The organism is Pseudoalteromonas sp. S3260 (assembly GCF_005886925.1).
GTDB classification, from domain to species: domain Bacteria; phylum Pseudomonadota; class Gammaproteobacteria; order Enterobacterales; family Alteromonadaceae; genus Pseudoalteromonas; species Pseudoalteromonas tetraodonis.
In genome coordinates this window covers 1-2,317 of sequence record NZ_PNCV01000163.1, presented here as the reverse complement: position 1 = coordinate 2,317, position 2,317 = coordinate 1, and the positions used below count along the sequence as shown (strand labels likewise).

General features: G+C 40.8%; 8 tRNA genes. 3 read left to right on the top strand and 5 right to left on the bottom strand.

Going from position 1 to position 2,317, the window contains the following annotated elements:
* Window positions 1-78: 78 nt before the first annotated feature.
* The 5 genes from CWC14_RS17585 to CWC14_RS17565 form a co-directional block, all read right to left on the bottom strand.
* Window positions 79-154, bottom strand: a tRNA-Glu gene (locus CWC14_RS17585).
* Between the two features lie 92 nt (window positions 155-246).
* A tRNA-Glu gene (locus CWC14_RS17580) sits at window positions 247-322 on the bottom strand.
* An 86-nt stretch (window positions 323-408) separates the two neighbouring features.
* Window positions 409-484: transfer RNA gene (locus CWC14_RS17575), tRNA-Glu, on the bottom strand.
* 143 nt (window positions 485-627) lie between these two features.
* Window positions 628-703 (bottom strand) — tRNA-Glu (locus CWC14_RS17570).
* A 36-nt stretch (window positions 704-739) separates the two neighbouring features.
* Window positions 740-815, bottom strand: a tRNA-Ala gene (locus CWC14_RS17565).
* A 766-nt stretch (window positions 816-1,581) separates the two neighbouring features.
* On the opposite strand from CWC14_RS17565, the gene CWC14_RS17560 reads away from it, so the two are divergent.
* The 3 genes from CWC14_RS17560 (at window position 1,582) to CWC14_RS17550 (ending at window position 2,125) form a co-directional block, all read left to right on the top strand.
* Window positions 1,582-1,657, top strand: a tRNA-Val gene (locus CWC14_RS17560).
* A 149-nt stretch (window positions 1,658-1,806) separates the two neighbouring features.
* Window positions 1,807-1,882 (top strand) — tRNA-Val (locus tag CWC14_RS17555).
* A gap of 167 nt (window positions 1,883-2,049) precedes the next feature.
* Window positions 2,050-2,125 (top strand) — tRNA-Val (locus tag CWC14_RS17550).
* Window positions 2,126-2,317: the final 192 nt, after the last annotated feature.

Below are 2,317 nucleotides of genomic sequence, written 5' to 3'. Positions count from 1 at the left end.
GTGTCACTAGGACAACTGAATAGTTTAGACTCGATTCAGACGAGCTTTAATAACACTACCCTACTGTATAATAGTAAGTGGCGTCCCCAAGGGGATTCGAACCCCTGTTACCGCCGTGAAAGGGCGGTGTCCTAGGCCTCTAGACGATGGGGACACTAAAAAGTGTCACTAGGACAACTGAATGGTTTAACTCGTTTCAGGCGAGCTGCTTAATAACACTGCACTTCCCTATTTAAAATAAGTAAGTGGCGTCCCCAAGGGGATTCGAACCCCTGTTACCGCCGTGAAAGGGCGGTGTCCTAGGCCTCTAGACGATGGGGACACTAAAAAAGTGTCACTAGGACAACTGAAAGTTTAGACTCGATTCAGACGAGCTTTAATAACACTACCCTACTATATAATAGTAAGTGGCGTCCCCAAGGGGATTCGAACCCCTGTTACCGCCGTGAAAGGGCGGTGTCCTAGGCCTCTAGACGATGGGGACACTAAAAAGTGTCACTAGGACGATTGATTAGTTTAACTCACATCCTGAGCTCTTAAGGTAATGGCGTAGAGTACAAATAAAGACTCGAGCTTTATGTGTTACGCTATTTTCTCGGTAAAACCGCCTTTAACTAAAAAGTTAAGTGGCGTCCCCAAGGGGATTCGAACCCCTGTTACCGCCGTGAAAGGGCGGTGTCCTAGGCCTCTAGACGATGGGGACACAGAAAACTGCTACCCTAGGACAAACACTAAAAATTGGTGGAGCTATGCGGGATCGAACCGCAGACCTCTTCGCTGCCAGCGAAGCGCTCTCCCAGCTGAGCTATAGCCCCAACTTATTCAATACGCTCGGTGATAACCACGTCGTGTATCGCTTAGTGCGGGGCGCATTCTATGCACCCCCCAAAATAAAGTCAACAGTTTTTTGTGCGACATTATTTAAATGGTTTAATTTTCAACAAACTGGCTATCATACATGCTAAAAAGTAGATTTTCATACTATTTAGTAACCATGAGCTACGTTAAGTGTGCCACATTTAAGTTTGAGTTGAGCATAACGACCCTGTAATACTAAAAGCACCTATTCACATCGGACTCAAAAGGTATACATTTATATGCAAATTGAGTTATCACTGCTTTTCTCCTAAAACGGGCCTACTTCCATCATAGTCTAGCTGGATTTTATTAAATGCTAATTGTAAAGCTTAGCTATGCTAAGCGATAAACAACTTGCTAATTTGAGTGGTTTAAACAATTGAATAACATAGGCAGGATGATCTGAACTAGAAAGCTTTACTTTGATTTCTTGGTTGCAACCCTGACTCGGCAAATCAATTACTACTAAATTGAATTAATTTTCATCCTTAAAAAGCAACAGAACTCACTTTAGTGAATATAAATATAGTTATTTTAACCCCTAGCCAAAGCTGCTTATTGTTCGTTTTATGTTACCTTGTTGATAAAGTGAACACTATTTGCATTGCATTGATTATAAAAGCTTCATTCAGCACATTTTTATCATTCAAGTGTTGACACATTTACAAGTCTATCTATAATAGCGCCCCACAACAACGCAGCAATGTGGTGTTGTTTAGATGCGGGTGATTAGCTCAGTTGGGAGAGCATCGCCCTTACAAGGCGAGGGTCACTGGTTCAAGTCCAGTATCACCCACCACATTTTAATGTGTCGTATCTAATATTCTATATGGGGCGTTAGCTCAGTTAGAAAAAAGAGAGCTCACCGTTATTTACAAGTAACGGCAAGGTTCACTGGTTAAAGTCCAGTACTATTAAACTTTAATAGTAGCGTTTTAATTTATATGTGGGTGATTAGCTCAGTTGGGAGAGCATCGCCCTTACAAGGCGAGGGTCACTGGTTCAAGTCCAGTATCACCCACCACATATATAATCTATTATTATTTTAATAGTCATGTGTAAATTTGTAATATGGGTCGTTAGCTCAGTTACAAGAAATGAGAGCATCACCGCTATTTACAAGTAACGGCGAAGTTCACTGGTTAAAGTCCAGTACTATTTATTTTAATAGTAGCGTTTTAATTTATATGTGGGTGATTAGCTCAGTTGGGAGAGCATCGCCCTTACAAGGCGAGGGTCACTGGTTCAAGTCCAGTATCACCCACCACATATAAAATCTATTATTATATTAATAGTGATATGTATTAAAATTGTAATATGGGTCGTTAGCTCAGTTACAAAAAATGAGAGCATCACCGCTATTTACAAGTAACGGCGAAGTTCACTGGTTAAAGTCCAGTACTATTTATTTTAATAGTAGCGTTTTAATTTATATGTGGGTGATTAGCTCAGTTGGGAT